We start from the raw sequence: 25,017 nt of genomic DNA, 5'->3' as shown, positions 1-25,017 counted from the left end.
CGCCGCTAGCGATCAGGTTTCCGAAAAGTAGCTCTGCAGGGTACGAACCTCAAGGTCCCCGCCCAGATAGGCGCGTATGCCCTGCGCGGCCGCCACGGCCCCGGAAAGAGTGGTGTAATACGGCACTTTATGCAAGAGGGCCGCGCGCCGCAGCGATCGGCTGTCGGCCAGCGCCTGCGGGCCTTCGGTGGTGTTGAAGACGAGCTGGACGTCGCCATTGGTGATGGCATCGACGATGTGCGGCCGTCCCTCCAGCACCTTGTTCACCTTCTCGGTCGGGATGCCCTGATCAGCCAGGAAGCGCTGCGTGCCCGAGGTTGCCAGTACCTTGAAGCCGAGCGAATGCAATTCGCGCACGGCCTCGGCGATGCGCGTCTTGTCGCTCTCCCGCACCGAGACGAACACCGTGCCCTTGCCCGGTACTCGCGTGCCGCCGCCGAGCTGGCTCTTGGCGAAGGCGACCTCGAAGTTGCGGTCGATGCCCATGACCTCGCCGGTCGAGCGCATCTCGGGGCCGAGCACGGTGTCGACGCCGGGGAAGCGCGCGAACGGGAAGACCGATTCCTTGACGCCGACGTGCTTGAGCTTCGCCTTCTTCAGCTTGAAGTCGGCGAGCTTCTCGCCGGCCATGATGCGCGCGGCGATCTTGGCGACCGGCGTGCCGACCACCTTGGCGACGAAGGGCACGGTGCGCGAGGCGCGCGGGTTGACCTCGAGCACGTAGATCTCGCCGTCCTTGATGGCGTATTGCACGTTCATCAGGCCGACCACGTCGAGGCCGAGTGCGAGCTCGCGGGTCTGCCGCTCCAGCTCCTCGATCATCTTCGCATCCAGCGAGTGCGGCGGCAGCGAGCAGGCGCTGTCGCCGGAATGGATGCCGGCTTCCTCGATGTGCTCCATGATGCCGACGATGAAGGTGTCCTTGCCGTCGCAGAGGCAGTCGACGTCGATCTCGGTGGCGTCGGACAGATAGCGGTCGAACAGCAGCGGGTTCTTGCCGAGCACGGTGTTGATCTGCCCGGTCTTGTCGTTGGGATAGCGCGCCTTGACGTCGGCCGGCACCAGCTCCGGCAGCGTGCCGAGCAAATAGTCGTTGAGCTGGTTCTCCTCGCGGATGATCTGCATCGCGCGGCCGCCGAGCACGTAGGACGGGCGCACCACCAGGGGCAGGCCGAGATCGGCCGAGACGAGGCGAGCCTGCTCGACCGAATAGGCGATGCCGTTCTTCGGCTGCTTGAGACGGAGCTTGTCGAGCACGCGCTTGAAGCGGTCGCGGTCCTCGGCAAGGTCGATGGCATCGGGCGAGGTCCCGAGGATCGGCACCTCGGCAGCTTCCAGCGCACGGGCGAGCTTCAGCGGCGTCTGGCCGCCGAACTGCACGATCACCCCGTGCAGGGTGCCGTTGCTGCGTTCCTTGGCGATGATCTCCAGCACGTCCTCGGCGGTGAGCGGCTCGAAATAGAGCCGGTCGGCGGTGTCGTAATCGGTCGACACCGTCTCCGGATTGCAGTTGACCATGATGGATTCGTAGCCGGCGTCATGCAGCGCGAAGCAGGCGTGACAGCAGCAATAGTCGAACTCGATGCCCTGGCCGATGCGGTTCGGCCCGCCGCCGAGAATGATGACCTTCTTCTTGTCGGACGGGGTGCTCTCGTCCGCGGGCGCGCCCGCGAACAGCGACTCGTAGGTCGAGTACATGTAGGCGGTGGGCGAGGCGAACTCGGCTGCGCAGGTGTCGATGCGCTTGTAGACGGGGCGCACGCCGAGCGCGTGGCGCTTCGCGGTGACCTCGGCTTCCGTCGTCTCGGCCAGCACCGCAAGGCGCGCGTCCGAAAAACCCATGGCCTTGAGCGTGCGCATGCCGAAGGCGTTGCCGGGCAGGCCGTTCTTCCGGACCTTCTCCTCCATGTCGACGATGCCGCGCATCTCACTGAGGAACCACGGATCGATCTTGCAGGAGTTGAAGATGTCCTCGTTCGACCAGCCGAGCCGCATGGCCTGGGCGACCTGAAGAATGCGGTTCGGCGTCGGCGTGCCGAGCGCGGCGCGGATCGCGTTCTTGTCGTCGTCGCGGCCGAGGCCCTCGATTTCGATCTCGTCGAGGCCGGTCAGTCCGGTCTCGAGCCCGCGCAGCGCCTTCTGCAGGCTCTCCTGGAAGGTGCGGCCGATCGCCATGACCTCGCCGACCGACTTCATCGACGTCGTCAGCGTGGTCGAGGCGCCGGGGAATTTCTCGAAGGCGAAGCGCGGCACCTTGGTGACGACGTAGTCGATGGTCGGCTCGAACGAGGCGGGCGTTGCACCGCCCGTGATGTCGTTGGCGATCTCGTCGAGCGTGTAGCCGACGGCGAGCTTGGCCGCGACCTTGGCGATCGGAAAGCCGGTGGCCTTCGACGCCAGCGCAGAGGAGCGCGACACGCGCGGATTCATCTCGATCACGACCATGCGGCCGTCTTCGGGATTGACGCCGAACTGCACGTTGGAGCCGCCGGTTTCGACGCCGATCTCGCGCAGCACCGCCAGCGAGGCGTCGCGCATGATCTGGTATTCCTTGTCGGTCAGCGTCAGCGCCGGCGCCACCGTGATGGAATCGCCGGTGTGCACGCCCATCGGATCGAGGTTCTCGATCGAGCAGACGATGATGCAATTGTCTTTCTTGTCGCGCACCACCTCCATCTCGTACTCTTTCCAGCCGAGCACGGATTCTTCGATCAGCACTTCGTTGGTCGGAGACGCGTCGAGCCCGCGCTCGATGATGTCGAGGAATTCTTCCTTGTTGTAGGCGATGCCGCCGCCGGTGCCGCCCATGGTGAAGGAGGGGCGGATGATCGCGGGCAGGCCGATCTCGGACAGCGCCATCATCGCCTGCCCGAGCGCGTATTCCTGATAGCGCTTGCGGCGGTCGCTCTCGCCCAGCGTCCATTGCCGCTCATGCTCTTCGAGTGCGGCGCCCGAGAGCTTTTCGCGCTCGGCAAGGTATTTGTCGCGGAACGACTTCTTCAAGGCCGAGGCGTTGGCGAGCCGCGATTTCGGCGTCTCGAGCCCGATCTTGGTCATGGCCTCGCGGAACAGCTGGCGGTCCTCCGCCTTGTCGATGGCGTCGGCGGTGGCGCCGATCATCTCGACGTCGAACTTCTCCAGCGTGCCCTGCCGGCGCAGCGACAGCGCGCAGTTCAGCGCGGTCTGGCCGCCCATGGTGGGCAGCAGCGCGAAGCCGCCGGGAATGACGTGACGTTCCTTCTCGATGATCTTCGCAACAATTTCGGGCGTGATCGGCTCGATATAGGTCGCATCGGCCAATTCCGGGTCGGTCATGATGGTGGCCGGATTGGAATTGACGAGGACGATGCGATAGCCCTCTTCCTTCAGCGTCTTCACCGCCTGCGTGCCCGAATAGTCGAACTCGCAGGCCTGGCCGATCACGATGGGACCGGCGCCGATGATCAGGATGGTGGTGATGTCTGTACGTTTGGGCATCAACTCTCGCCGAAGTCGAAGTGGAATTTAGGCACAAAAAAAGGGCGCGCTTGCCGCGCGTCCCCTTGAGCCGAGAGCGCGGGGCCTTCCCTCGCGCGCGGGTGGGTCTTAGACCAGTTTTCGGGGCGGCGAAACCCCGAAAAATGCCCATCAACCGGCAATTTTGACCGGTTTTGGCCGGGCCTGCCAGCCGCGGGCGAGGTGGACCAGAAGCGAGGCCGCAACGCTCGTTCCGCCGATCCAGCCGAGGTCGTTCGGGGAGAGGGTGGCCAGCACCGCGCCCCCCAATGCTCCGCCAATGGCGAAGCCGAGATACATGGCGGAGGCGTTCAGCGAGAGCGCGATCATCGAGGCCTGCGGCTCGATCCGGATGATGCTGGCGACCTGGGCCGGATAGAACGCCCAGCCCGAGATGCCCCAGAGGAAGATCGCACCCAGCACCGCGTAATGCGCCTGGCCGGGCATCAGCTTCAGGACCAGCGAATGCAGGATCAGAGCCGCCGACATGCCGGCCAGCCCGAGGCCGGCGGTGGCCAGCGTGCCGAGCCGGTCGGCCAGCACGCCGCCGAGCATGTTGCCGATCGCCGCCGCGCCGCCAAACACCAGGAGCGCCAGGCTGATCTGCGAGGCGTCGAAGCCGAGGCTGCGCAGTGGAACCGCGAAATAGGTGAACACGGTGAAGCCGCCGAGCGCCCAGAGAATGGTGATCAGGAGCGCGACCAGCACGTGGCTGTGACGCGCCACCGCCATCCGCTCGCCGAGCGAGGCGGTGTTGCGTGGCAGGCCGCGGGGCAGCCCGAGCAGAAGGCCGGCGAGCGCAACGGCGCTGATCAGGGCGACCATGGCGAAGGTCGCGCGCCAGCCGACCAGGCTGCCGACGAGATTGCCGAGGGGAACACCGATGACAGTCGCAACCGTGATGCCCGAGGTGACCAGCGCCACCGCGCGGCCGCGGCGTTCGGGAGCGGCGACCGCGACAGACACCGCCATGGCCGTCGGCACGCACAGGCCCGAGCCCAGCGCCATCAGCATTCGCGAGGCGAGCAGCAAGGCGTAGCTGGATGCGACCATGGCCGCGAGGTTTCCGGCGATGAAAGTCGTCAGCGCCAGGGCCAGCACGGTGCGGCGGTCGATATTGTTCAGCGCGACCGCCAGGATCGGCGAACCCACGGCGTAGGTGAGGGCATAGGCGGTGACCAACTGGCCGGCGGCCGGCACTGAAATCTGCAAATCAGCGGCGATGCCGGGCAAAAGTCCTGCGATCACAAAGCCTTCTGTGCCAATCGCGAAGGCCGCCAGGGCCAACCAGAATACGCTCATCGGGTGCAACCTTATGTTCAATGATTATTGAACTATTGGTATTTTCGGAAGCCGCTGTCAATTGGTTCAAGAACTATTGAACATTGGGTCCGGATCGCTATGATTTCGGACCATGAGCCGCACACCCCTCCACCCCACCCGCGAGCAGATCGAGCTGCCGATGGTCCTGGATTGCCTGAGCGATCCGATCCGATTGGCGATCGTGTACCAGCTTGCCCAGCAAGAACGTGTCAGCAGCGAGTTGCGGTGCGGCGATTTCAGCGGTCTCGGGGCCAAGTCTAACCTCGCCTATCACTTCGCCAAACTGCGCGAATGCGGCCTGATGCAGACGCGCGTCGCCGGCACCAACCGCTTCATGCGGCTGCGCCGTGAGGATCTGGACGTGCGCTTTCCCGGCTTGCTCGATGCGGTGATCAAATCGGCGGCGAAGGATGCGGAGCGGCTTCAGCTCGTCGTCGGGTGTGATGTGGTAGAGGCGGATTGAGGTCGCGGCAGGCAGTCCGTCTTCGCTTCCGCTTCGCTCCAGCTACGCCGGACACGCTTCGTCCCTTCGGGCCTCGCGTGGCTGCGCCACGCGTAGCCCCGCAGGGGCGAAGCATGGAGACCCGGCCTGGATTTGAACCAGGATGAAGAGCGTTGCACCGCCCTCGCGTAGACGCTTCCGCCACCGGGCCGCGGCGATCATGTCCGATTGCAGTGCGACAAGCTACAACGGCTAATTGTTATGCTTAACGAACCAGCGGCGGCCGAGCGATGAAGGTCATGCGCCAGCGATTATGGCCGATATTGGTGTGGGCGCGCTGGACCCCAAAGCCCGCGGCCCTCAGCTTGGCGGTGATCTCGTCCTCGCTGTAGCGCTGCAGCCCGATGCGCGTGCGCAAATGGCGGTAATCCGACAGCGCTGTGCTGATCAGCCCGATCAGCGCGTCCTTCAGGAAGCCGTGCCGCAGGCCGAAGCCGAGTAGCGCCACGACGTCCCTGAACATGCCGACATCGGGCTGCAGGATGTCTCCCAGCACCAGCTTGCCTGATTGCGTCAGGATACGGCGGATGTTGAGAAACGCGGCATCAAGCTCGTCCGGCGTCATGTACTGCGCGACCGAGTTCATCACCACGAGGTCGATCGACTGGTCCTGCATCTTGCGGACGTCGTCGAGCGAGCGGACGCGAATCTTGGTGTTCGGGGCAAACCGCGCGATCAGCCGGCCGCGCACCCCGGGCGCCGGTTCGGCTAGGATCAGCTTGCCGCAGGCGGCCGCCACCTGGTTCGCCGACAACGCCTCCCCGCAGGCGTAGTCGAGCACGGTCGCCTCGGGCGAGGTGATGTAGCCGATGATGTCCCGCGCGATGATCTGGAAGTGCAAGTCGCGATGCAGCTTGCTGACATAGATCGTATGCGTGGAGTCGTAATAATCGATCCAATCGTCCATGGGGTATCCGAGGGTCCCGGCGAAACAGTTCCTGTCGGGGAACCGGCGCTGCCCGCTTGCGTTAGGGGTGCGACGGCGCGCCGTCAATGTCCGCGTCCTAACAGGAAGGTCTCCCGTGAGCAAAACCAACAACAAGGTCTCGCCCGATCTCGATACCCCCACCGATCTGTCGCCCGACGGGGTCAAGAAGGTCTCTGAGGCGCTCAACGTGCTTCTGGCCGACGCCTTCGCCCTGTACCTGAAGACCAAGAATTTCCACTGGCACATCAGCGGCCGGCATTTCCGGGACTACCATCTGCTGCTCGACGAGCAGTCCGACCAGATCTTCGCCACCACCGACCAGCTCGCCGAGCGTGTCCGCAAGATCGGCGGCACCACGCTGAAGTCGATCGGCCAGGTCGCAAAGCTCCAGACCATCAAGGACAATAACGAGGACTACGTCCCGCCACGCGAGATGCTGCGCGAGCTGATGCAGGACAACAAGCACGTCGCGGCCGCGATGCGCAAAGCGCATGACGTCTGCGACAAGGCCGAAGACGTGGCGAGCGCGAGCCTGCTCGAGAACTTCATCGACGAGACCGAGCGCCGGACCTGGTTCCTGTTCGAGGCCACGCGTCAGGAAGGCGGCAACGAGGCGTAGCCGGGATATCAGGTGGGCAAAGGCGCGCTTCTTCGCGCGCCGTGCCCACCATCCCTCTCGATCGCGAAAAATGGGTGGGCACGTTCCGCTTTGCCCAGCCTACGGCACCATCTGCTCGGCTACCGCCACAGCCGCATCAACGCCCCGCCCTTGCCCGTAACCGGATCGGCCGGCGGCAGCGCGACTTGCGGAATCGTCTTCAGCGCCTTGGCGTGGTTCTCCGGCGTCGCCCTTGTGATCTCCATCTTCGCGCCCGGCGGATAGGCGCCGATCACGCAGAAATCATCGCTCGCCTTGATGCATTGATGACCGGTGCCGGCCGGCAGGATCGCGACGTCGCCGGCCTTGATGTCCAGCTCCTGGCCGTGGTCGCCGCCGAAGCGGACGCGCGCGCGGCCGCGGGCGACGCCGAGCACCTCGTGCACCGTCGCGTGATAGTGCAGATAATCGTAGACGCCGTTGCGCCACGTGCCGCCCCAGCCGTTCGCTTCGAACAGATCTTCGATGCTCGCCTCGGGTCGCTCGGGATCGAGCTTCACCGCGCTCTGGTAAACCAGGAAGGGCAGGATGTTGTTCGGCACGAGGCCGTCATCCTCGAACACGATGGCGAGCGGCTCGGCATTGTCGCGGACGGCGGACATTTCGGGGCTCCGGATCACAACAGCTTGGGGATCAAGACGGTGCACGCCCCCTTGTTCCTGCGCCGCTCCGCGCCGGCTTGATGGAGATCAAGGCACGGGCGGCCAATGGCGGGCACGCAAATCGCACCGAAAGATAAAGGGAACGCCATGTACGCATCCGACGTTGCGCAGCGTCATTTCTCGGCGGCCATCGACGACGCCGAGACGTCCGGTCTCGGGCACGAAGCCGTGTGCCGCGCCCTGCTCAGCCTGGTGATCTCGAAATATCTGGAGACGAGGTCCGTCCCGGACATTCAAGCGGAGCTGCGCTTCATCGCCGAGAACTGCGATCCCGACACGGACTTCATGTTCATGCGCCCGTGACGCATCGCCGGCGGCTTTGTCCGCCGGTGTTCTTGGTCTTACGCGCTCTTCTTCTGCCGCATCAGATCGGCGAAGCGCTGGAACAGATAGTGCGAGTCGCGCGGGCCGGGCGAAGCCTCGGGGTGGTACTGCACCGAGAACACCGGCTTGCCGTCGAGCTGGATGCCGCAGTTGGACCCATCAAACAAGGAAATGTGGGTCTGCGTGGCGCCCTTCGGCAGCGTCGCCTCGTCCACGGCAAAGCCGTGATTCATCGAGGTGATCTCGACCTTGCCGGTGGTCTCGTCCTTGACGGGATGATTGGCGCCGTGATGGCCCTGATGCATCTTCTTGGTCTTGGCGCCGACGGCAAGACCCAGCATCTGGTGTCCCAGGCAGATGCCGAAGGTCGGCGTGCCAGACTTGATGACGTCCTGGATCACGGGCACGGCATATTTGCCGGTGGCGGCCGGATCGCCCGGACCGTTCGACAGGAACACGCCGTCCGGCTTCATCGCCAGGATGTCTGCGGACGAGGTCGTCGCCGGCACCACCGTCACCTTGCAGCCGACGCCGGCGAGCAGGCGAAGGATGTTGCGCTTGATGCCGTAGTCGATGGCGACGACGTTGAACTCAGGCTTGTCCTGGCGGCCAAAGCCCTTGTCCCACAGCCAGGGGGTCTCGTCCCAGGTGAAGCGCTGGCCGCTCGTGACCATCGGCACGAGGTCCATGCCCTCGAGGCCGGGCCATTCGCGGGCTTCTTCCTTCAGGCCATGCAGGTCGAACTCGCCGTTCTTGGCGTGCGCGATCACGGCATTGGGCATGCCCTTGCTGCGGATCAGCGCGGTCAGGGCGCGGGTGTCGATACCGGAGAGACCGATGATGCCGCGCGCCTTGAGCCAGGCATCGAGATGCTTGGTGGCGCGGTAGTTGGAGGGATCGGTGATCGCGGTGCGCAGGATCACGCCACGCGCGCCCGGCGTCGCCGCCATGTTCACCGTCTCGATATCCTCGTCGTTGGTGCCGACGTTGCCGATATGCGGGAAGGTGAAGGTGATGAGCTGGCCGGCATAGGAGGGATCGGTGAGGATCTCCTCATAGCCGGTCATCGCGGTGTTGAAGCAGACCTCGCCGACGGCGTGGCCCTCGGCGCCGAGACCGAAGCCTTCCAGCACCGTGCCATCGGCAAGCACGAGGAGCGCGGTCGGTTTATGGTCCGGCCAGGCGGGATCGTTGTCATGTTGTGTCATGAGCGCGTTTCATAGTCCCCGCGGGCGCCGCCGTCAAAGCGCAGATGCGCCGATTCACATGCGTTTTTGCATATTTGACAGCCTGCTTCGGGCACTTAAGCTTGCGACGATAATTTCCGGCAATTTGAGCGGCTTGCGAGGCAATAATGGACCAGACGACCCCGATGGTGCTGGTTCCGGGGCTGGCCTCCTCGGCCCGGATCTATGCCCCCGTCGTCCCGGCGCTGTGGCGGTTCGGCCCGGTGATGATTGCCAACCATATCCGCGACGACAGCATGGCTGATATCGCCGCCCGCCTGCTGCGCGAGGCACCGCCGCGCTTTGCGCTCGCCGGGCATTCCATGGGTGGCTACATCGCGCTCGAGATCATGCGCCAGGCGCCCGAGCGGGTCATCAAGCTGGCGCTGATCAACACCCAGGCCCGGCCCGATACGCCAGAGGCGACCGCGCGCCGCCGCGGCCTGATGGAGCGCGCGAGGCGCGGCGAATTGCGCGCCATCCGCGAAGAGAGCTTTCCGGAGCTGGTGCATCCCTCGCGGCGCGATGACTCCGATATTCTGAAGCTGGTGCACGCCCAGGACGAGGACGTCGGCGTCGAGGGCTATCTGCGGCAGCAGACCGCGATCATCGCGCGGGTGGATTCGCGCCCGACGCTGGCGACGATCACCTGCCCGACATTGGTGCTGACGGGCGATGCCGACAATACCATCCCCAACGCCTTCTCGAAGGAGATGGCCGAGGGCATCGCCGGCGCAAGGCTCGTGATCCTCGAGGCTTGCGGGCACCTGCCGCAAGCCGAGCAGCCGGAAGCGACCGCGCGGGCGCTGACCGAATGGCTCGCCAGCCAGGTTGTGTGAAGGGCGCAAACGGCCTAGATCAGGCGTCATATATTCGAAGGGATCACGACCATGCTGCGCGACGACATCAACACTGCGGTCAAGGAGGCCATGAAGGCCAAGGACGAGCGCAAGCTGTCCACGCTGCGCATGATGAACTCGACCATCAAGAACGCCGACATCGACGCGCGCGGGCAGGGCAAGCCGCCGTTGTCGGATGCCGACCTGCTCGGCGTCTTCCAGAAGATGATCAAGCAGCGGCAGGAATCGGTCGAGCTCTACGACAAGGGCGGCCGCGCCGAGCTCGCAGCCCAGGAGCGCGAGGAGATCGCGGTGATCTCGGCGTACCTGCCCAAGCAGATGTCCGAGGACGAAGTGAAGAAGGCGATCGCGGATGCGATCGGCGAGACCGGTGCGGCCGGCATGAAGGACATGGGCAAGGTGATCGCCGTGCTGCGCGCGAAATACGCGGGGCAGATGGATTTCGGCAAGGCCAGCGGCTTGGTGAAGGCCGCGCTATCGGGCTAGCTGCTTACCCTCCCCTGGAGGGGCAGGGGAATCGCGCGTAGCGCGAGCAGGGTGGGGTGATCTCTCCACTCCGGCAGCGCTTCCGTGGAGAGACTGTCACTCCACCTCGGTTCGCACGCCGCTTCGCTCTATGCGAACCGATCCTCCCCCCAGGGGAGGATGGGCAACCTTTGATGCGGCATCGGTTCGGTCTACTCTCTCCATAAGAAAAGAAGGGAGGCCGCCAATGACCGCCATCAAGCCGTTCCGCATTGCCGTCAGCGACGACATCCTCGCCGATCTCAAATCGCGCCTCGCCCGCACGCGCTGGCCGGAGGCGGAGCTGGTTGACGACTGGAGCCAGGGCGCGCCGCGGAAGTGGATTCAGGAAGTTTGCGCCTACTGGGCTGACGGCTATGACTGGCGTGCCCGCGAGGCAAAGCTCAATCGCTTCGCGCAGTTCACCACCGAGATCGACGGGCTCGACATACATTTCATGCACGTTCGCTCGAAAGAGCCGAACGCGCTGCCGCTGATCGTCACGCATGGCTGGCCCGGCTCGATCGTCGAATTCCAGAAGGTGATCGCGCCGCTCACCGATCCCGCCGCGCATGGCGGCAATCCCGCCGATGCCTTTCACGTGATCTGTCCCTCGCTGCCGGGCTTCGGCTTCTCGGCCAAGCCGAAGGCCACCGGCTGGGGTGTCGACCGCATCGCCGCGACCTGGGCGAAGCTGATGGACCGGCTCAGCTATCCGCGTTACGGCGCGCAGGGCGGCGACTGGGGTTCGGCGGTGACGACCTCGCTCGGTGCGCAGGATCCGGCGCATTGCGCCGGCATCCACATCACGCTCGCCTTCAACGCCGCGCCGAAAGTGGAGGGCGAGCCGACGGCGGAGGAGAAGCGCGCGCTCGCCGGGCTCAAGCATTATGTCGATCTCGATTCCGGTTACTCAAAACAGCAGTCGACGCGGCCGCAGACGCTCGGCTATGGCCTGACGGATTCCCCGAGCGGGCAGGCGGCCTGGATCCTGGAAAAATTCTGGGCCTGGACCGATTGCAACGGGCACCCCGAAAACATCTTTGGCAAGGACGAGCTGCTCGACAACGTCATGCTCTATTGGGCGACGGAGACGGCGACCTCCTCGGCGCGGCTCTACTGGGAGAGTTTTGGCAAGCGCCGCACCACGCCCAAGGTTGGCGTGCCGACCGGTGTCGCCGTGTTTCCCAAGGAGATCATCACGCCGGTGCGGCGCTGGATGGAGCCGAATTTCTCCCGCATCACGCATTGGAGCGAGATGGAGAAGGGCGGTCACTTTGCCGCCTTCGAGCAGCCAGAGCTGTTCGTGCGCGATGTCAGGAAGTTCTTTGCGACGGTGCGGTGAACCTCCGCCGTCATTTCGGGCTCGACGCTGACGCGTCGCCCCGGAATGACGCCGAGAGGCTCTTGTCCCGAGCACTCACAGCTTTAGACTGGACCCTAACAAGAAGACACCGGGAAGACGACCAAGCCCATGCTCTCCGAAGCCAAGACCTACGACGACCTCGTCCGCAACTTCCGTTGGGACATCCCTGATCGCTTCAACATGGCCGAGGCGTGTTGCGACCGCCATGCCGACGGCGCCGGGCGCCTCGCGCTGGTCTATGTCGACGAGAACGGCGCGACCAGTCGCACCTCCTTCGACGAGATCGCCGAGATGTCGCGCCGCTTTGCCAATGTGCTGAAGGCCGATGGGCTGTCGCGGGGCGACCGCGTCGCGGTGTTCCTGTCGCAATCGCTGGAATTGCCGGTCGCCCATATGGCGGCGTTCCGCTCCGGCATGATCTCGATCCCGCTGTTCGCGCTGTTCGGCGAGGACGCGCTGGAATTCCGCCTGTCGAACTCCGAAGCCAAGGCCATCGTGACCGACGAGGGCGGTTGGGAGAAACTCGCCAAGATCCGCGACCGCCTGCCTGACCTGAAGAATGTCTATATCGTCGGCGAGCGCGCCCCCGCGGGCACGACATCGTTCTGGGACGCGGTGAAGGCCGCGTCACCCGACTTCACGCGGGTCAATACGTCCTGCGACGATCCCGCGCTGATCATCTACACCTCGGGCACCACGGGCAACCCGAAGGGCGCGCTGCATGCGCACCGCGTCGTGCTCGGCCATCTGCCCAACGTCGAGATGTGCCACAACTTCTTGCCCCGGCCCGGCGATCTCATGTGGACGCCGGCGGACTGGGCCTGGATCGGCGGCCTCGTCAACGGCTTGCTGGCGTTCTGGTATCACGGCATCCCGCTGGTCGGTCACCGCGCGCGAAAATTCGAGCCGCAGGCGGCGATGCAGATGATGGCCGATCTTGGCGTGCGCAACGTCTTCCTGCCGCCGACCGCGTTGAAGCTGATGCGGCAGGCCGGGGTGAAGCATCCGGGCGTGAAGCTGCGCAGCATCTTCACCGGCGGTGAATCGCTTGGCGGCGAGCTGCTCGGCTGGGTGCGCGAGACCTTCGGCATCGACGCACACGAGGTGTTCGGTCAGACCGAGTGCAATCTCGTGATCGGCAGCAATTCCAATCTGTTTCCGATCCGCCCGGGGTCGATGGGCAAGGCGACGCCGGGCTTCGACGTCCGCATCGTCAACGACAAGGGCGAGGAGCAGCCGAGAGGCCAGCGCGGCATCATCGGCGTGCGCCAGCCGTGCCCGGTCACCATGCTCGAATACTGGCGCAATCCCGAGGCGACCGCGAAGAAATATGCCGGCGAGTTTCTGCTCACCGGCGATCTCAGCGCGCAGGACGAGGACGGCTATTTCTGGTATGTCAGCCGCGAGGACGACGTCATCACCACCGCCGGCTATCGCGTCGGCCCCTCCGAGATCGAGCACACGCTGATGAAGCATCCCTCGGTGGCGATGGCTGCCGTGGTCGGCATCCCCGATCCGATCCGCACCGAATCGATCAAGGCCTGGATCGTGCTGCGTCCGGGCTTTGCCGGCACCGACGCGCTCGCCCGCGAGATCCAGGAGTTCGTCAAGGTGCAGCTCGCCGCCCACGAATATCCGCGTTTCGTCGCGTTCGCCGAGACGCTGCCGATGACCGCGACGGGCAAGGTGCTGCGGCGCGAGCTGCGCGCGAAAGGCTAGCTTCCCGACCATGGCAAAGACGTCTCAAGCCGCGGGACTGCACCGCGCCTCGCTCGACAAGCTGCACGATCTCGATGCGGCGCTGGAGCTGATGTATTACGGCTGGCGCGGCATGACGCTGGAGGCCGACGCATACCTTGCGAAGCAGGGCCTGTCGCGCCCGCACCATCGCATCCTCTATGTCGTGGCGCGCCGGCCCGATATCGCGATCGGCGCGCTGCTCGAGGTCCTCGGCATTTCCAAGCAGGCGCTCAACCGGCCGCTCAATCTCCTGCTGGAGCGCAAGCTCCTGACGTCCAGGCGCTCGCCCGAGCAGCACCGTTCGAAATTGCTGCGCCTGACGGCTGCGGGGCAGCGCATCGAGCAGCGTGCATCCGACCACGAGCGTAACGTTATGCGCCAGGCGTTCGATCGCGCCGGGTCGTCCAGCACAGCGGCCTGGATGGCCGTCATGGAGGCGATCGCCGACCACAATTGACGAATCTCAAGTCAATGTAGTTGACATGAGAGGCCGGCTTTGCCACTTTCCTCGCCAACGAGCGAGGGGAGGGCCGCGTCATGGCCGGACAGATGATGAATCGCGCGGCGGCCGGGCCTTTCGTCGCGGCCTGGTGCGCGAACTGGTGCAAGGTCGATATCGATGCCGTCGTCGCGCATTTTGCCGACGACGCGCAGATGCGCAGTCCTCTGGCCTTGACGCTGACCGGCTCGCCGGTGGTGAGCGGCGCCGAGAACATCCGCGCTTACTGGCAGAAGGCCTATGGCCACATCGAAAGCGCCGACCTCAAAATCTTGAGCTGGAGCTGGGACGATACGATCGCGCGGCTGGTCGTATGGTGGCAGCTCGGCGACGTCAGGGCCAGCGAGTTCATGGACTTCGACGATGCCGGCCGCGTCGTCCGCAGCGAAGCCTTCTACGGAAAATGATCATGCGCCCTTCGGATATCGTCCTGCTTCTCAACACGCTCTGGTTCGTCGGCGCCTTCATCCAGTTCAGCATCGCCCAACGCAACACGCTGAAGATACTGCTGCCGCGGGAAGAGCACAGCAATCCGATCGCGCCGACGCTGGCGGCGAGCGTGGCGTTCCTGGGCGGCATGAACCTGCCGATCGGGCTGTTGTCGTTCTACCTTCTGGCCGCGCGCCCGCTCTTCTTCCAGCCAGTCGAGGCGCAGCTCGCGCTGTTCCTGTTCTTCTCCGCCTGCCACTTCAGCCAGTTCGCCTACAACCTCCCGGTGCTGATGCGTGGTGGACGCGTCGGCGTCGCCTACTGGCCGGTGTTGAAGGGCCCGATGCTCCGGATCTTCGTCATCGACGCCGGCCTGTTCGCGGCCAATCTCGCAGTCGCGCTTCGGCTCGCGATCGCGTCCTGATCTACCGCGGCGGCTCCGAAAGCGCGGCCCGCAGCATTGCGGCGAGATCCTTGCGGCGGAACGGCTTGGTCAGAATGCGCGCGTCGATCCCGTCGGGCGTCTTGACCGGATTTTGGCTGTAGCCGGAAGTGAAGAGCACCTTGAGACCGGGCCGCAATTGAATCGCCTGCTTCGCCAGCTCCGGCCCGAACATGCCGCCGGGCATCACGACGTCGGTGAAGAGCAACTGGATGTCCCCGGCTTGCCGCAGCACGTCCAGCGCCGCGGGCCCGTTCGAGGCCGTGATGACGCGGTAGCCGAGCGCCTTCAGCTCGTTCTCGACATAGGCGCGCACCATGTCGTCGTCCTCGACGACAAGGACCGTCTCGTGTCCGTCCGGTGCGGTGACACGCTCTGCCGGCCGCGGCTCCTCGTTCACCGGCGTCGAAAGGCGGGGAAAGAACAGCCTGACGACGCTGCCCTGACCCGGTTCGGATTGCATCTGCACGAGGCCGCCGGATTGCTGCGCGAAGCCATAGACCATGCTGAGGCCGAGGCCCGTTCCCTTCCCGACCTCCTTGGTGGTGAAGAACGGCTCGAAGGCGCGCCCCAACACCTCGCTGCTCATGCCGGTTCCGGTATCCTTCACAGCCAGCATGACGTAGTCGCCCGGATGCGGCTCGCCGTTGACGTCGAGATCGGATTCACCGAGCGATGCGTTGCACACCTCGACCGCCAGCTTGCCGCCGTCGGGCATCGCATCGCGCGCGTTGAGCACGAGGTTGAGCACCGCGGTCGCCAATTGACCGGGATCGACGCTGGCGATCCATAGATCCGGCGCGAAATTGAAGCTGGACTCGATGTGCTCGCCCAGGCTCCGCCGCAGCAGCTGCTTCATGCCGGTCACCTGCTCGGCGATGTCGATCTCCCGCGGCCGCAGCGGCTGCTTGCGCGCGAAGGCGAGCAGGCTCCGCGTCAGGTCGGAGCCGCGCTCGGCGGCGGTGGCAATATCGTCGGCGATCCGGTGCAATTCCTTGTTGCCCGCGAGCCTGTCGGCGAGGTGCTCCGAATTGCCGAGAATGACGGTCAGCAGATTGTTGAAATCGTGCGCCACGCCGCCGGTGAGCTGGCCCATGGCTTCCATCTTCTGGGACTGGCTGAGCTTGTGGCTGAGATCAGCGATGGCGGCGCGCTGCTGCTCGAGCGACTCGGCCGTGCTGTTGAGCAGGCTCATCAAGCCGCCGAGCTCGCCGCTCGGATGGGGCTCCGGAATGCGCGTGCTGAGATCGCCGCGCCCGAGGCTCTTTGCCATCGCGGCCAGCCGTCCGACCTGGCGTCCGATGCTCACGGTGGTGAGGATCCATAGTCCGCCGAGCAGCAGCAGCGAGGCCACCGCGAGAATCGCCATGTCCTCGTAGAGCCGGCGGTTGGCCGCCGCGACCAGCCCGTCCTTGGATCGCCCGACCAGGATGTAGAGGCCGGCCTTGCGGATCGAGGGCGAGCGGGCAACGCCCCAGATCTGCGTGCGGCCCCCGCGGTCGGTGACCTCACGAAATGGGTCGCCATCGGGCGCTGCCGCGAAGCGGAACAGGTCGGAGCCTGCAATGGATCCGCCGACGGGCTCGCTCCAGCCGCCGCCCCTGGGGGCGACCAGGACCGTCCCCTTGGCGTCGACGAGCAGGATGTCCTTCTCGGCGAGCAGCCGCTTGTCGTGAAATTCCGCAAACTTGTTCAGATTGAAGGACGCCAGCAACACGAATTTCAGCGCGCCCGCCTCTGACCGCACAGGGTAGGCGATCTGGAGCACCGATAGTCCGGTGAGGCGACCGAACACCGGCTCCACCGCGACGACGCCGTGAAGACCCTTGACCTGCTTGAAATAGCCGCGGTCGTTCAGGTCGAGTGTGCGGTTGGTCCGCAAGGAGTCACAGAACAGGCTGCCGTCGGGATCGATGGTCAGGATACCCGTGAACTGCGGATATTCCTCGCGGACATCGGAGAGGAACGCCGAGCACGCCGCCTTGTCGCGCGTGTCGAGGTCGCGGGCACGGGCGAGCCCGTAATGAAGCTGGGCGGTGCCCTGGATCTTCTCATCGAGGTCGCTGGCGATGTCGTCGGCGGACGCAGCCAGATTGGCCAGTGCCGCGTCGATCTCGCTGGCCCGGTTCTGCACGAAACGCAGCCCGACCAGGATCGCCGGCACGAGCATCGCGGCGATGACGAGGATCAGTAACCGGGTACGCAGGCTCATCGGTGGGGCGGTCCGCTCTCAGACGCATCTGCTCGGAGGTACAATTTGCGGCACGATCATCCGCCCAGTCCAGATCCATTGGCGCGAAATCGCGCCGATGGTCAAGGATTTCGCCTCGCGAGCATTGTTGCGTTGCCACTACTCGTCGGCCTGCCGGGCAGCAAGTTGCGCCCGCGCGCGGCGGCGCTAATATCGGCAGCATGCGCGCGACGAAGATCGCGCCGATGTGCGGAGGAAGCTGATGTCCATCTCGGGCAAGGTCGATCCGGTGGTGCGTCCAGTCGCGACGACTGACATCGCCGAGGCGCTGGTCGAAGGCTTGCGCGATTTCCAGGCGCTGCCGCTTTACGGGCTCTGCTTCGGAGCGCTCTACGCGGCCGGCGGCATCGCGATCATGCTGTGCCTGACCGCCTTCGGCATGGTCTATCTCGTCTATCCCCTGGCGGCAGGCTTTGCACTGATCGGGCCGTTCGTGGCGATCGGTCTTTACGAAGTCAGCCGCCGCCGCGAGCGCGGCGAGCCGGTGTCCTTCAGTGCGATCTGGTCGGCGGTGCGCTCGCGCAGCGAGATCGGCTGGATGGCGTTCGTCACGCTGTTCGTGTTCGTGGTCTGGATGTACCAGGTGCGGCTCCTGATCGCGCTGCTGCTCGGCCTGCACGCCTCCTTCTCCAGCCTGCAGGAATTCATGACGGTGGTGCTGACCACCAATGAGGGCCTGCTGTTCCTCGGCATCGGCAACGCGGTCGGGGCCGTGCTGTCGCTGATCCTGTTCTCGCTGACCGTGGTGTCGTTTCCGCTGCTGCTCGACCGCGAGGTCGATTTCGTCACGGCCATGGTGACGAGCGTGCGCGCGGTCGTCACCAGCCCGCTGCCGATGATCGGCTGGGCCGCCGTCATCGTGATGCTGCTGATCGTCTCGGCGCTGCCCTATTTTCTCGGCCTGGTCGTGACGCTGCCGGTGCTCGGACATGCGACCTGGCATCTCTACCGGCGGCTTGTGGCGCCGGTGTAGGGCGTACGGCGCCCCGAAGGAGGTCGTCGCCCCCGCGAAGGCGGGGGCCCATAACCCCAGGGAGAAGTCGGGTGGCGGGAAGGTAACCGCGAGTCTTCGCCAAACGCGTCCCTGTGGTTATGGGTCCCGGGCTCGCGCTCCGCGCGCCCCGGGACGACGAACGCCTACGGCGTCTTGATCCCCATCGCCTTCAGCGCGTCCAGCATGCGCTGCGGCGGGCCCATCTTCACCGCCAGCGGCCTGCCGGTTTCCAGCAGGCTCTTGAGGCTGGACAGGATCGCGGGCCAGCCCGAGCGGCCACCGGCGAGGATATCGTCGCTGAGCGGCCGGTCGTGTCCTTCGCTCATGGTGAGCCGGACCGCATCGCCGGCCTGTTCGATCTCGTAGGTCACGAGCGTCGGCCCCAATTTCTCGATCAGTTCGGGCCAGTTCACGTTGAACGTGACCGCGAGCTTCCGCGGCGGCTCGTAAGCGAGGACCTCGCCGCTGATGTGCAGCGCGCCGTCGGGCGTGCGCACGATGAACGCACCGCCAAGGCGAGGCTCGACTTCGACGGTGTTGCCGAAGAAGTACTGCTTGCTGAACTCGGCCGAGGTCAGGGCGTCCCACACCTTCTCCGGCGTCGAGGCGATGTAGATGGTGTAGACGGTCAGCGGTTTGAACTGGTCGATGTTCATTTTGCGTCGAATCCCTTGTTGAGAGCTGCGCGCGGGATGGCGAGCACCTGGCCTCTCTCCAGCAGGCTCTTCAGCCCGGACAGGATCGCCGGCCAGCCATTGGAGACCGCGCCGAGATACTTTCCGCCCTCGACGAAGCCGTCATGCAGCACGGTCAAACGCACGAGCGAGCCGAACGGTTCGATCGTGAAGACGACGCGCGAGATCGGCTCGCCGCGGAGCTCTTCGAATTTGTGGTGCTTGAAGCTGTAGGACAGCCGCCGCGGCGGATCGGATTCCAGGATCTCGCCGGAATCGGTGACCTCGCCGTCGAGCAGCAGCGCAAACGGCGAGCCGAGTTTCCAGTCCGAGCGGACCTCGGCGCCGAACCAATATTGCCTCGTGAACTCGCTCGACGTCAGCGCCTCCCACAGCTTCTCCGCGGTGGTCTCGATATAGGTCACGTAGACGAATTCAGGCTTACTCATCGCGCTTCTCCAACTGGCGTTTCAACTCGCCGAGCGCGGCGAGCTTGCCGCGCTCGAATTTCCTGATCCAGCGCTCGCCGATCTGATGGATCGGCACCGGATTGAGGTAGTGCAGCTTCTCGCGGCCATGCTTGATGGCCGTGACGAGGTTGGCCTCTTCGAGGATCACAAGGTGCTTGGTGACGGCCTGCCGCGTCATCGCGAGGCCCTCGCAGAGTTCGTTCAGCGTCTGGCCGTTCCTGGCGTGAAGCCGGTCCAAGAGCGAGCGTCGTGATGCATCGGCGAGCGCTTTGAAGACCTCATCCATGGTCGCGATAATAGGCAACCAAAAGGTTGCATGTCAAGATGGTGTGTTGGGCACGCGCATTCGGCTGTGTTAGCGTCAAGGCTCAGCCAACACAGATTGGTTCCGGGAGGACGTTGATGCTCCGTCGCGTTTCACTTGCTGCCGCCCTCATTCTTTTCGCGTGCAGCACCGACGTTCACGCGCAGAAGCAAACCATCGGCGCGCCGCCCGAAGCGTCCAACATGAAGCTCGTCGGCATGAGCGACCTGCAAGCCCGCAGCGCCTATCAGCCGACCATCCATCACCAGGGCGATCGCTGGATCGCCTATATCGGCCATCACGGCGGCACCGACGACGTGCCCGCTCCCGTCAATCCGATGACGGGCAAGGCCGAGCCGAACGGAACCTCGATCGTGGACGTCACCGATCCCGCGCGGCCGAAATATCTGCGGCATCTGCCGGGGCAGGAGGGCAAGTACGAATCCGGCGGCGCGCAGATGGTGCGGGTCTGCGACGGCAAGTCGTTGCCGAAAGGCGACCCCAATGCGGTCTACATGCTCAGGACCTTCGGCGGCGAGGCGCACGAGATCTGGAACGTCGCCGATCCCGCCAGCCCCGTGCTCATCACCCGCATCGGCGGCCTGAAGGACACGCACAAGAGCTGGTGGGAATGCGACACCGGCATTGCCTATCTCGTCTCGGGCGCGCCGGACTGGCGCACGCGGCGCATGACGCAAGTGTATGATCTCTCCGATCCCGCGCGTCCGCAGAAGATCCGCGATTTCGGTCTGCCGGGCCAGGAGCCGGGCTCGACCGGCGCGGTGCCGACCGAGCTGCAGGGGCCGATCTCGACCGGCCCCGATGGCAACCGCGTCTATTTCGGCTATGGCACCAACAAGGGCGGCATGCTGCAGATCGTCGATCGCGACAAGCTGTTGAACGGGGCGAAGGAGCCGACGCCGGACAATCTGCGCTATCCCGAGATATCGCGCCTGCCGATGTCCGCCTTCAACGGCGCGCACACGACGTTTCCGATGCTGGACATGCCGATCGCCGAGTTTTCCGAGGACAAGGACGGCAAGACTCGCGACATCGTGATGATCGTGAATGAAGCGATCCTCAACGAATGCGGTGAGGCCAGACAGATGGTGTGGTTCGCCGACGTCACCACCGAGACGCGGCCGATGATGATCTCGAGCTACACCGTGCCGGAGGCGAGCGGGCAGTTCTGCCAGCGCGGCGGCCGCTTCGGCGCGCATTCCTCGAGCGAGAGCATGGCGCCGGTCTATTACAAGAAGATGGCCTTCATCGCCTTCTTCAATGCCGGCGTGCGCGCGCTCGACATCCGCGATCCCTATCATCCGAAGGAGGTCGGCCATTTCATTCCGGCGATCACGGCGGCGACCGACAAGCGCTGCATCCCGATCGAGGGCGGCGAGCGCTGCAAGGTCGCGATCCAGACCAACAACGTCGAGACCGACGATCGCGGCTTCATCTACATCGTCGATCGCGCCAATACCGGCCTGCACATCCTCGAATTGACCGGAGCAGCGCGCGCGGCCGCCGGCCTGCCGAAGAACTGACCGGTGCGGCGGGCGATGATGATCTGGGTGACGGCGGCATTGGACGGAGGGCGGTCTTCGCCTCTCCCCGCGTGCGGGGAGAGGCGAAGAGCGCATCGAAGATGCGATCCGGGTGAGGGGGACTCTCCGCGAGTCCGTCTGCCACCGTCCCTGCGGAGACTCCCCCTCACCCTAACCCTCTCCCCGCAAGCGGGGAGAGGGGATAAGCGAGCTTCCCTCTCCGCTCGTCCCATGCATTAATACGCGCGTGTCGCCCCGAGCCCGAGTGCTTCCCATGATGTCCATGCAAGCCTATTTCGCCTTCCTCGCCGCCTGCATCGCGCTGGCGCTGCTGCCGGGGCCGATCGTCACGCTCGTGATCGCCAACGGCCTGCGCCACGGAACGCGGGCCGCGCTCACCAACGTCGCCGGTGCGCAGGCGGGTCTCGCCATCGTGATCGGCATCGTCGCGATCGGCCTGACCTCGCTGATGGCGACCATGGGCTATTGGTTCGACTGGGTGCGCTTTGCCGGCGCCGCTTATCTGGTCTGGCTCGGCATCAAGCTGATCTGGGCGCCGGTCGAGGGTGTCGAGGTCGACACGCCGCCTCCGCCGCCGCGCGGCGGCTTCTTCCTGCAAGGCTTCCTGGTGCTGCTGTCGAACCCGAAGGTGCTGGTGTTCTTCGGCGCGTTCATTCCGCAGTTCATGGACATGAACCAGCCGCACTTTCCGCAAGTTGCCCTGCTGGGCGCGACCTTCATGGTCACCGCCGTGATGACCGATGCGCTCTACGCCATCGCCGCAGGCCGCGCGCGAAAGTTCTTCTCGGCCCGCCGCACCCGGATGATGTCGCGCATCTCCGGCGGCTTCATGATCGGCGGCGGCATCTGGCTGGCGCTGACCCGGGCGAAATAACCTCAACTTCAGGCCGGACCGGCTTGAACCCTTCGCGGCGGCACAGCGTCCAATCGGGCATTGCCGCCGACGAAGGATTTTTGCCGTGCCGAATTTGCCGCCGCTGGTTTACGCAATGCTGCTTGCGCCGCTCGCGCTCATCCTGATCGCCGCGATCGTCAAGACCTGGCAGGTGCGCGAGGCGCGAGGCTGGCCGCAGGCCGCGGGCAAGGTCGTCACCGCGGTGGCCGAGGTGCGCGAGGTCAAGGTGTCCGATGACGAGCGCGAGGACGGCTACCGCACCGAGAGCCGTAATTTCGCGAACGTCACTTACGAATATTCGGTCGGCGGCCGCAAGCTGCGTTGCAATCGCATCTCGATCGGCGAGGACCTCGGCAATTTCCAGGTCGCCGAGAAGCTCGCGAAATATCCCGCCGGCAGCATCGTCACCGTCTATTACAATCCGCGCCACCCCGATCAGGCCGTGCTCGAGCGCGACCTGCCGAAGGGCCTGTGGGGCTGCCTCGGCATCGGCTCGGGAATAGTGCTCGCCATCGTCTTCGGCTCGGTGTTCGGCCTCAACCAGAGCTACCAATATCTCGCCCATCACATCGGCCGTCCCGATCTTGCCGGCCTCGTCGTCGCCTTCGGCGCGTTCGGCCTCGTCATCGCGCTGATGGCCTGGGCGGTGCGGCGGCAGGCGTCGATGGCGACGCGCTGGCCGGTGGTGCCGGGCACGATCAAGCTGTCGGGCGTCGAGGAGTATCACCAGGCGAGCGAGGCGGGTGAGGCGCGCGGCCTCGAGATGTTCGGCAAGCGGGTGACCTATACCTATCGCTATCAGAACATCAGCTACACCAATGAATGCGCGCGCGTCGCGACCCAGTCGCCTGACGCCTCCGACGAGATGCTGAAGAAGCTGATGTCACGCTACCAGGACGGCGCCACCGTCGACGTCCGCGTCAATCCCGACAATCCGGCGGAGGCCACGCTCGACGCCCGTGCCGACGGCCGCATGGCTTACGTGCTGTGGGGGATCGCCGCGATCTTCGCCGCGCTCGCCCTGTTCGTCGCGACGCGCGGCGGCTAGCCGACCAGCAACTCGGGTCGCAGCTCCGCCTCGATCTCCGAAAAAATCCTGGCCAGCCGTTCGGCCCATTGCTGCTGCCCGGCCTGGTCCGCGATCAGATCCTGGCGGATCTCGATGCCGGTGTTGACGAGGCCGCGGGCCTCGCCGTGCACGGGAATGGTGTAGTCGGTGAGGTCGCTGACCGCATAGGGCTCGTTGTCGCCGACGACGAGATCGCCTTCGCCGCGCAGATGCTTCAGCAGCAGATGCGGCAGCACGGTGTCGCGGTTGTACAGCGCCCCGATGTGCCAGGGCCGCGCGACGCCGGCATAGACGGGCGTGAAGCTGTGCAGCGACACCAGCACGGTCGGCCGCTTGTCGTGCAGGCGGGCGTCGATCGCGGCATCGATGCGGTCATGATAGGGCTCGAAGATCTCGCGCCGCCGCGCCTCGCGTTCCCTGTCCGAAATCCCTTCGTTGCGCGGGATCGCGGTCGCCTCGGAGATGACGGGGATCGAGCTCACCGCCGCAGGCGGGCGGTTGCAGTCGATCACGAGCCGCGAATAGCGCTGCGCGATCAGATGCGCGTCGAGCATTTTGGCCAGGCGGTCGGCGACGCCGGCAATGCCGATGTCCCAGCCGATGTGCCTGACGAGCTCGCTTTCCGGGATGCCGAGATCGCCGAGCGCGCGCGGCAGCGCCCGGCCGTAGTGATCCGAGGTGAGCAGGAAGGGCGATGTGCCTGCCGCATTCACCTCATGCACAGGCGAAATATCGCCCTCGCCGAGCAGTTGATCGGCCGTCTCGGCTATGTGCAGGTCCATCCTGGTTGCCTATGAAACGATAATTTGTCTAAACGGAGTAGCGATATTGCCCCGACCTCGCAACGTTAGACCAGCATGACCTCCGATCGCCTTTTCGTCTACGGCACCCTGATGCGCGGCTTCGACCATCCGATGGCGCGGCTGCTCGCGGGGCATGCGGATTTCCTGGGTGATGCGACCTGCCGCGGCCGGCTCGTCCTGGTGAAGCATTATCCGGGATTGCTGCTCTCCGACGCAGCCACCGACATCGTCCATGGCGAGCTGTTTCAGATGCGGGTGCCTGACGAACTGCTGGGCGAGCTCGACATGTACGAAGCGTGCGGCGAGGGATTTCCGGAGCCGACCGAATATCTGCGCCAGCTGGTCGATGTGACGCGCGCCGACGGTGCCGCCGAGAAGGCGTGGACCTATGTCTACAACTGGCCCGTCACCGATCTGCCGCGCATCGAGTCCGGCCGCTTTCTCGAGCACTAGGCCGACAGCACTTCCTTCACCACGCGCACGTCGACTTCGCGCTCGACGTAGCTCCACTCCTCGGTCCGCCGCAATATCCCCACCAGCTCCTCGAACAGCGAGGCGTGCGCGGGGGCGAATTCGAACCAGGTGAGGAAGTCGAAGGGCTCGCCGAGGTCGCGGCAGTGATAGAGCTGGCGCGCGATCGCGGGCAGGAAGCGAAGACTGTTCGCGATGTGGTGCGACTTGTCCTCGAAGATCTTGCGGCGCTCTTCCTGGGTCAGGTCCCACCAGGCCTGCGACTTGCGGATCGGGATCAGCGCCGCGCTGGTTGCCTCCATCCGGCCGAGCCCGGCCTGCACGGCCGTGAGCTGCTCCTTCTCGGCCCGCTCGGTGTAACGCAAATTGCTGGCGACGCCGACCAGCCGCCAGGCATTGCGCGAGGGCACCAGCGGCAGCGAGACGGCTGCGCTGTCGGTCACCGACAACGCAGGGACGAAGGGCAGGGGCTCGCCCGTCACCGGTGCAATCGAGGTGACGCGCCAACCCCCGCTATGGCCGCCCCGAAACGTCCTGAACATCGGCTTATGGAAGCGTGGAAC

At 65.3% G+C, this 25,017-nt stretch carries 26 protein-coding genes and 1 tRNA gene; 15 read left to right on the top strand and 12 right to left on the bottom strand.

The window, feature by feature from the left end:
- Positions 1-12: 12 nt before the first annotated feature.
- Both carB and Q0743_RS20860 read right to left on the bottom strand, forming a co-directional pair.
- The gene (gene carB, locus Q0743_RS20865; protein ID WP_298243373.1) at positions 13-3,477 is read right to left on the bottom strand and encodes a carbamoyl-phosphate synthase large subunit; all 3,465 of its coding nucleotides are present in this window, start codon (positions 3,475-3,477) and stop codon (positions 13-15) included.
- A 150-nt stretch (positions 3,478-3,627) separates the two neighbouring features.
- The gene (locus tag Q0743_RS20860) at positions 3,628-4,797 is read right to left on the bottom strand and encodes an MFS transporter (RefSeq protein WP_298243372.1); all 1,170 of its coding nucleotides are present in this window, start codon (positions 4,795-4,797) and stop codon (positions 3,628-3,630) included.
- A 112-nt stretch (positions 4,798-4,909) separates the two neighbouring features.
- Between Q0743_RS20860 and Q0743_RS20855 the strand changes: the two genes are divergently transcribed.
- Entirely contained in the window at positions 4,910-5,281 is a 372-nt protein-coding gene (locus Q0743_RS20855; protein ID WP_298243371.1) for a transcriptional regulator, read from the top strand.
- A gap of 114 nt (positions 5,282-5,395) precedes the next feature.
- On the opposite strand, the gene Q0743_RS20850 is transcribed toward Q0743_RS20855, so the two are convergent.
- Both Q0743_RS20850 and Q0743_RS20845 read right to left on the bottom strand, forming a co-directional pair.
- Positions 5,396-5,471: transfer RNA gene (locus tag Q0743_RS20850), tRNA-OTHER, on the bottom strand.
- Positions 5,472-5,525: 54 nt separating this feature from the next.
- Positions 5,526-6,227, bottom strand: coding sequence for a class I SAM-dependent methyltransferase (locus Q0743_RS20845; protein ID WP_298243370.1), 702 nt, complete (start codon positions 6,225-6,227; stop codon positions 5,526-5,528).
- Between the two features lie 115 nt (positions 6,228-6,342).
- On the opposite strand from Q0743_RS20845, the gene Q0743_RS20840 reads away from it, so the two are divergent.
- The gene (locus Q0743_RS20840; RefSeq protein WP_063197129.1) at positions 6,343-6,867 is read left to right on the top strand and encodes a DNA starvation/stationary phase protection protein; all 525 of its coding nucleotides are present in this window, start codon (positions 6,343-6,345) and stop codon (positions 6,865-6,867) included.
- Between the two features lie 119 nt (positions 6,868-6,986).
- On the opposite strand, the gene Q0743_RS20835 is transcribed toward Q0743_RS20840, so the two are convergent.
- Entirely contained in the window at positions 6,987-7,508 is a 522-nt protein-coding gene (locus tag Q0743_RS20835) for a cupin domain-containing protein (RefSeq protein WP_298243369.1), read from the bottom strand.
- A 105-nt stretch (positions 7,509-7,613) separates the two neighbouring features.
- On the opposite strand from Q0743_RS20835, the gene Q0743_RS20830 reads away from it, so the two are divergent.
- Positions 7,614-7,871 carry a hypothetical protein gene (locus Q0743_RS20830; protein ID WP_298243368.1) on the top strand — a complete coding sequence of 86 codons (258 nt, stop codon included), beginning with the start codon at positions 7,614-7,616 and terminating at the stop codon, positions 7,869-7,871.
- A 38-nt stretch (positions 7,872-7,909) separates the two neighbouring features.
- On the opposite strand, the gene carA is transcribed toward Q0743_RS20830, so the two are convergent.
- Positions 7,910-9,100, bottom strand: coding sequence for a glutamine-hydrolyzing carbamoyl-phosphate synthase small subunit (carA, locus tag Q0743_RS20825; RefSeq protein ID WP_298243367.1), 1,191 nt, complete (start codon positions 9,098-9,100; stop codon positions 7,910-7,912).
- Positions 9,101-9,246: 146 nt separating this feature from the next.
- Here carA and Q0743_RS20820 point away from each other — a divergent pair, with 146 nt between their 5' ends.
- The 7 genes from Q0743_RS20820 (at position 9,247) to Q0743_RS20790 (ending at position 14,940) form a co-directional block, all read left to right on the top strand.
- Entirely contained in the window at positions 9,247-9,957 is a 711-nt protein-coding gene (locus Q0743_RS20820; protein WP_298243366.1) for an alpha/beta hydrolase, read from the top strand.
- Positions 9,958-10,008: 51 nt separating this feature from the next.
- Positions 10,009-10,464, top strand: coding sequence for a GatB/YqeY domain-containing protein (locus tag Q0743_RS20815; protein ID WP_298243365.1), 456 nt, complete (start codon positions 10,009-10,011; stop codon positions 10,462-10,464).
- Between the two features lie 226 nt (positions 10,465-10,690).
- Positions 10,691-11,827, top strand: a complete 1,137-nt coding sequence (locus tag Q0743_RS20810; RefSeq protein WP_298243364.1) for an epoxide hydrolase family protein — start codon at positions 10,691-10,693, stop codon at positions 11,825-11,827.
- Positions 11,828-11,956: 129 nt separating this feature from the next.
- Entirely contained in the window at positions 11,957-13,567 is a 1,611-nt protein-coding gene (locus tag Q0743_RS20805) for an acyl-CoA synthetase (protein ID WP_298243363.1), read from the top strand.
- 10 nt (positions 13,568-13,577) lie between these two features.
- Positions 13,578-14,045: a MarR family transcriptional regulator gene (locus Q0743_RS20800; RefSeq protein WP_298243362.1), complete on the top strand. Its 468-nt coding sequence runs from the start codon at positions 13,578-13,580 to the stop codon at positions 14,043-14,045.
- 80 nt (positions 14,046-14,125) lie between these two features.
- The gene (locus Q0743_RS20795) at positions 14,126-14,494 is read left to right on the top strand and encodes a nuclear transport factor 2 family protein (protein WP_298243361.1); all 369 of its coding nucleotides are present in this window, start codon (positions 14,126-14,128) and stop codon (positions 14,492-14,494) included.
- A gap of 2 nt (positions 14,495-14,496) precedes the next feature.
- Positions 14,497-14,940 (top strand): hypothetical protein, encoded by a 444-nt coding sequence (locus Q0743_RS20790; protein ID WP_298243360.1) that lies wholly within the window; start codon positions 14,497-14,499, stop codon positions 14,938-14,940.
- A 1-nt stretch (position 14,941) separates the two neighbouring features.
- Here the strand turns inward: Q0743_RS20790 and Q0743_RS20785 are convergent, their stop codons facing one another.
- Positions 14,942-17,170, bottom strand: a complete 2,229-nt coding sequence (locus Q0743_RS20785; RefSeq protein ID WP_298243359.1) for an ATP-binding protein — start codon at positions 17,168-17,170, stop codon at positions 14,942-14,944.
- Between the two features lie 241 nt (positions 17,171-17,411).
- Between Q0743_RS20785 and Q0743_RS20780 the strand changes: the two genes are divergently transcribed.
- On the top strand, positions 17,412-18,182 hold the full coding sequence (locus Q0743_RS20780; protein ID WP_298243358.1) for a DUF2189 domain-containing protein: 771 nt from the start codon (positions 17,412-17,414) through the stop codon (positions 18,180-18,182).
- Between the two features lie 164 nt (positions 18,183-18,346).
- Here Q0743_RS20780 and Q0743_RS20775 read toward each other — a convergent pair whose 3' ends face one another.
- Genes Q0743_RS20775 through Q0743_RS20765 form a run of 3 tightly spaced genes read right to left on the bottom strand, consistent with a single transcriptional unit; the run spans position 18,347 to position 19,633 of the window.
- The gene (locus tag Q0743_RS20775) at positions 18,347-18,859 is read right to left on the bottom strand and encodes an SRPBCC family protein (RefSeq protein WP_298243357.1); all 513 of its coding nucleotides are present in this window, start codon (positions 18,857-18,859) and stop codon (positions 18,347-18,349) included.
- Entirely contained in the window at positions 18,856-19,326 is a 471-nt protein-coding gene (locus Q0743_RS20770) for an SRPBCC family protein (RefSeq protein ID WP_298243356.1), read from the bottom strand. The genes Q0743_RS20775 and Q0743_RS20770 overlap by 4 nt, the downstream gene beginning before the upstream one ends.
- Positions 19,319-19,633, bottom strand: coding sequence for a metalloregulator ArsR/SmtB family transcription factor (locus Q0743_RS20765; RefSeq protein WP_298243355.1), 315 nt, complete (start codon positions 19,631-19,633; stop codon positions 19,319-19,321). The genes Q0743_RS20770 and Q0743_RS20765 overlap by 8 nt, the downstream gene beginning before the upstream one ends.
- 116 nt (positions 19,634-19,749) lie before the next feature.
- Between Q0743_RS20765 and Q0743_RS20760 the strand changes: the two genes are divergently transcribed.
- The 3 genes from Q0743_RS20760 to Q0743_RS20750 all read left to right on the top strand — a co-directional run bounded on the left by Q0743_RS20760 (position 19,750) and on the right by Q0743_RS20750 (position 23,159).
- Positions 19,750-21,195 carry a hypothetical protein gene (locus tag Q0743_RS20760; RefSeq protein ID WP_298243354.1) on the top strand — a complete coding sequence of 482 codons (1,446 nt, stop codon included), beginning with the start codon at positions 19,750-19,752 and terminating at the stop codon, positions 21,193-21,195.
- Positions 21,196-21,469: 274 nt separating this feature from the next.
- Positions 21,470-22,090: a LysE family translocator gene (locus Q0743_RS20755; protein WP_298243353.1), complete on the top strand. Its 621-nt coding sequence runs from the start codon at positions 21,470-21,472 to the stop codon at positions 22,088-22,090.
- An 85-nt stretch (positions 22,091-22,175) separates the two neighbouring features.
- The gene (locus tag Q0743_RS20750; protein ID WP_298243352.1) at positions 22,176-23,159 is read left to right on the top strand and encodes a DUF3592 domain-containing protein; all 984 of its coding nucleotides are present in this window, start codon (positions 22,176-22,178) and stop codon (positions 23,157-23,159) included.
- Here Q0743_RS20750 and Q0743_RS20745 read toward each other — a convergent pair.
- Positions 23,156-23,962 carry an N-formylglutamate amidohydrolase gene (locus tag Q0743_RS20745; RefSeq protein ID WP_298243351.1) on the bottom strand — a complete coding sequence of 269 codons (807 nt, stop codon included), beginning with the start codon at positions 23,960-23,962 and terminating at the stop codon, positions 23,156-23,158. The genes Q0743_RS20750 and Q0743_RS20745 overlap by 4 nt on opposite strands.
- Positions 23,963-24,037: 75 nt before the next feature.
- Here Q0743_RS20745 and Q0743_RS20740 point away from each other — a divergent pair, with 75 nt between their 5' ends.
- A complete protein-coding gene (locus Q0743_RS20740; RefSeq protein WP_298243350.1) occupies positions 24,038-24,436 on the top strand; it encodes a gamma-glutamylcyclotransferase in 399 nt (132 codons plus the stop codon).
- Here Q0743_RS20740 and Q0743_RS20735 read toward each other — a convergent pair.
- Positions 24,433-24,996: a chlorite dismutase family protein gene (locus Q0743_RS20735; protein ID WP_298243349.1), complete on the bottom strand. Its 564-nt coding sequence runs from the start codon at positions 24,994-24,996 to the stop codon at positions 24,433-24,435. The genes Q0743_RS20740 and Q0743_RS20735 overlap by 4 nt on opposite strands.
- Between the last annotated feature and the right edge of the window lie 21 nt (positions 24,997-25,017).

Source organism: uncultured Bradyrhizobium sp., from assembly GCF_936943645.1.
Classification (GTDB): domain Bacteria; phylum Pseudomonadota; class Alphaproteobacteria; order Rhizobiales; family Xanthobacteraceae; genus Bradyrhizobium.
Note: the sequence above shows the minus strand (reverse complement) of the source record. Positions and strands in the feature narration are given on the sequence as shown.